We start from the raw sequence: 3,039 nt of genomic DNA, 5'->3' as shown, positions 1-3,039 counted from the left end.
ATCAACACTTCGCAAAGCATTAAATTTAAGTGACACCTCGACTGACACCTCTTTTATAAGGTTACTATTATTCTAAATTCAAAGTAGTCAAATATAAGGATAATTATTTGAATATTAAAGCATCAAGACTAAAAATTGAACTAGTTATTTAAGTGTTTATAGGTACTTTTCTTGATTAAAATTTGTTTTAGCATTTCTCCTATTTTAACCAAAAATCAAGTGAGTTACTTGTTCATATTTTATACCTGAATATGTACAGAACTCTTCAATAGTTAGAAACTCATTTTCGAGCTTATTGAGGTCTTTTTTTATCTTTTGCATTAATCTAGTACTTTGACGATAACTCTTGCCTGTTATTCGTTGTATGTCCTTCGGATAGATGCATACCCTCTGATTATTCAATTTCATACTTTATCCATACTTTTGATATAGCTATGCTATACTTCTGACGTGCAGAAAATCTTTTGCAATTTAGTTATTATTTTTCATACTTATTTATTGTGTTTTTATGTTCATATAAGACACTTGTGTCGATTTTGGACATATGGTACACTTGTTACTTTTTCTTTAGTGAAATGCTTTGTAAACTTTGCTTTAATCATTCAAAATGTGGTTGCAACTGATTGAAAGAATGAAGGAGATTTTAGATGAATGTTTAACAAAATTTTGAAGTTATGGCTAGACAGAAAGGCATAATTAAACTAAAAGGTACTATCGGAGATATTACTTTTTACAAAACGCAAGATGGACACTTGGCAAGAGAAAAAGGCGGCATTGACGCTAGTAGAATTGCGAGTGATCCTGCGTTTCAAAGAACTCGTGAGAATGGTTCCGAGTTTGGTAGAGCTGGTAAAGCAGGAAAAATGCTTAGAACCGCTTTAAGACCGCTTTTAATCAATTCTGCAGATGGTAGAATGGTGAGCCGTTTGACACAAGCGATGGTGAAAGTTATTCAAGCGGACACTGTGAGTGAACGTGGTTTGCGTAATGTGATTGATGGAGAAGCTGAATTGTTATTTGGTTTTGAATTCAATATTCGTGGTAAGCTTGGTACCACTTTGTTTGCTCCGTTTGTGGCAACTATTGACCGTGTGGCTGGTGAAATTACTGTGGATTTGGCATCATTTATTCCTGCGAATATGATTGCTGCTCCAAGTGGAACTACTCACTACAAAATCATTTCTGGTGGAGCTGAGATTGATTTTGAAGCTGAAACGTATGTGGTTGCTACTTCTGAAACAGCAATTTTGCCTTGGGATGGAACTGCTACGGCTCCAATTAGTCAAGTGAATGCGGTTACTGTTAACTCCACTAAGCCATTATTTTTGGCTTTAGGTGTTGAGTTCTATCAAGAGATTAATGGGCAAATGTATCCGTTAAAAAATGGTGCTTTTAACCCATTATCGATTGCGAAAGTTGATAGCGGAGTGTAATGGTTATTTGGTTAACTAGAACTTATTTCCCTGAAGGAACGAATGGTAAACTCGAATGCGAAGGCAAATTGATTTGCAACACAATTGAATTGCCGTGGATGATGAACGAAACGAAGGTTTCCTGTGTTCCGGAAGGGAAATATTTTATTAGAAAGCGATACAGTGCAAAATACAAATGGCATTTGGAATTGGGGGATGTGCCTAATAGAAAGTTTATTCTTTTTCATCCTGCCAACAATGCTCAAAAGGAATTGCAAGGCTGTATTGCTCCTGTTACTAAACTTTCTGGACCTGGATTAGGTTTAATGTCAAGAAAAGCTTTTATGAAGCTAAAAGCAATTGTTTATAAAGCTTTGGACAATAAAGAAAGTGTTGAATTAATTATCCAATCTTAATTTTAGATTATGAAAAAAATCATTAAAAGAGCAAAAGCTCCCACACCAAAATTTTTCAAAGTGCTTCGAACTATTGGGTTGACATTAGCTGCCGTTGGTGGAACTATTTTAGCTGCTCCAATTGCTTTGCCTGCCATTATAACTACTGTAGGTGGTTATATTGCAGTGGCTGGAGGAGTTTTGTCAGCTGCAAGTCAGCTTACTACAACTGATGACAGCCAATAATCCTACATTGATGGGAACTGCTGGAGGCACGTTTTTAAGTGTCGTACCAAATCTATCTTCAAATGATATTGTAAAAACAGTTATTTTAGCTACTGTTGGAGCTGTTGTAAGTTTTACGATTTCGTTACTGCTTAAAAGCCTAAATAAGAAGCACAAAAAATAAGTTTAGCCCTAGTTGTGGTGACCTTTGGGTTAAACAAAATGAAAGCCAAGTCGTGAGACCTGGCTTTTTTTTATTTACTTATATATCTGTATAAAATAACTCTTCGCATATCATTGATAAGATTTAGATTTTCATGGAAACGTTTTTCGCTTTGTTCCAAAAGTTTTAAAGTTTCGATGTTTTTAACGTGCTCTTTGTGGTCTTTTATCTCTTGGTTGACTTTCATTGAAAATTCTTTTCTAATGTCGTATAAACTCAAAAATGGGATTACTGAACCTTTAAGGAATTGATGCCAAAATTTTGTTTTCCAAAGTGCATAAGCAGTTAAATTGATGGTATCAAAATCAGATTCATTTTCAAAAATGATAACGAAACTGTTTGTAAATGGCTCTTTTTGTGGCTTTCCGCTGTTCATCCCTTTGTTAAGTAGGAATAAATGCGGTTTTGTGTAAATAGTGTCTTTTCTGTGGGTTTTAATGATAAATTTCAGCATAACATCGGCTTTAAAAAATTAGATTAATTTTCAATTTTTTGCGGTGTTTCTTATGAAATGCAGATGTGCCTCGCTACGCTCCGCCCATTAAATTTTTTCAAAAGAAAAAAAGAAAAAAAAGAAAGCCATTCGTCTAGTGGAGGGTTTCAAAAAAGCAAGTTTTTTTAAAAAAATACTACCTGATACATCATCGGTAATCGGGTTATCAAAATCAAAATAGAATGTTTTGCGAAACGGTATAGGTGGAGATTTTTTTTAAAACCCGTAGGGCTTGAACTTGATTTTTTGTAAACCTGGAACTTATCTTTGCTCTCTTTTTTTTATTTATTT

General features: G+C 34.3%; 5 protein-coding genes. 4 read left to right on the top strand and 1 reads right to left on the bottom strand.

The window, feature by feature from the left end; translation table 11 throughout:
- Positions 1 to 674 precede the first annotated feature (674 nt).
- Genes DIU01_RS11420 through DIU01_RS11405 form a run of 4 tightly spaced genes read left to right on the top strand, consistent with a single transcriptional unit; the run spans position 675 to position 2,216 of the window.
- The gene (locus tag DIU01_RS11420) at positions 675 to 1,433 is read left to right on the top strand and encodes a hypothetical protein (RefSeq protein WP_290834551.1); all 759 of its coding nucleotides are present in this window, start codon (positions 675 to 677) and stop codon (positions 1,431 to 1,433) included.
- Positions 1,433 to 1,828 (top strand): DUF5675 family protein, encoded by a 396-nt coding sequence (locus tag DIU01_RS11415; RefSeq protein WP_290834550.1) that lies wholly within the window; start codon positions 1,433 to 1,435, stop codon positions 1,826 to 1,828. Before DIU01_RS11420 ends, DIU01_RS11415 begins: the two co-directional genes overlap by 1 nt.
- A gap of 9 nt (positions 1,829 to 1,837) precedes the next feature.
- Entirely contained in the window at positions 1,838 to 2,053 is a 216-nt protein-coding gene (locus DIU01_RS11410) for a hypothetical protein (RefSeq protein ID WP_290834548.1), read from the top strand.
- Positions 2,040 to 2,216 (top strand): hypothetical protein, encoded by a 177-nt coding sequence (locus DIU01_RS11405; protein WP_290834546.1) that lies wholly within the window; start codon positions 2,040 to 2,042, stop codon positions 2,214 to 2,216. Before DIU01_RS11410 ends, DIU01_RS11405 begins: the two co-directional genes overlap by 14 nt.
- Positions 2,217 to 2,286: 70 nt before the next feature.
- Here DIU01_RS11405 and DIU01_RS11400 read toward each other — a convergent pair whose 3' ends face one another.
- Positions 2,287 to 2,709 carry a hypothetical protein gene (locus DIU01_RS11400; protein WP_290834544.1) on the bottom strand — a complete coding sequence of 141 codons (423 nt, stop codon included), beginning with the start codon at positions 2,707 to 2,709 and terminating at the stop codon, positions 2,287 to 2,289.
- Positions 2,710 to 3,039: the final 330 nt, after the last annotated feature.

Source organism: Flavobacterium sp. (assembly GCF_003525665.1).
GTDB lineage: Bacteria > Bacteroidota > Bacteroidia > Flavobacteriales > Flavobacteriaceae > Flavobacterium.
Note: the sequence above shows the minus strand (reverse complement) of the source record. Positions and strands in the feature narration are given on the sequence as shown.

Excerpts from the sequence above, each read along its gene's own strand:
- DIU01_RS11420 (WP_290834551.1), top strand. The coding sequence starts at position 675 with ATGGCTAGACAGAAAGGCATAATTAAACTAAAAGGTACTATCGGAGAT.
- DIU01_RS11415 (WP_290834550.1), top strand. The coding sequence starts at position 1,433 with ATGGTTATTTGGTTAACTAGAACTTATTTCCCTGAAGGAACGAATGGT.
- DIU01_RS11400 (WP_290834544.1), bottom strand. The coding sequence starts at position 2,709 with ATGCTGAAATTTATCATTAAAACCCACAGAAAAGACACTATTTACACA.
- DIU01_RS11410 (WP_290834548.1), top strand. The coding sequence starts at position 1,838 with ATGAAAAAAATCATTAAAAGAGCAAAAGCTCCCACACCAAAATTTTTC.
- DIU01_RS11405 (WP_290834546.1), top strand. The coding sequence starts at position 2,040 with ATGACAGCCAATAATCCTACATTGATGGGAACTGCTGGAGGCACGTTT.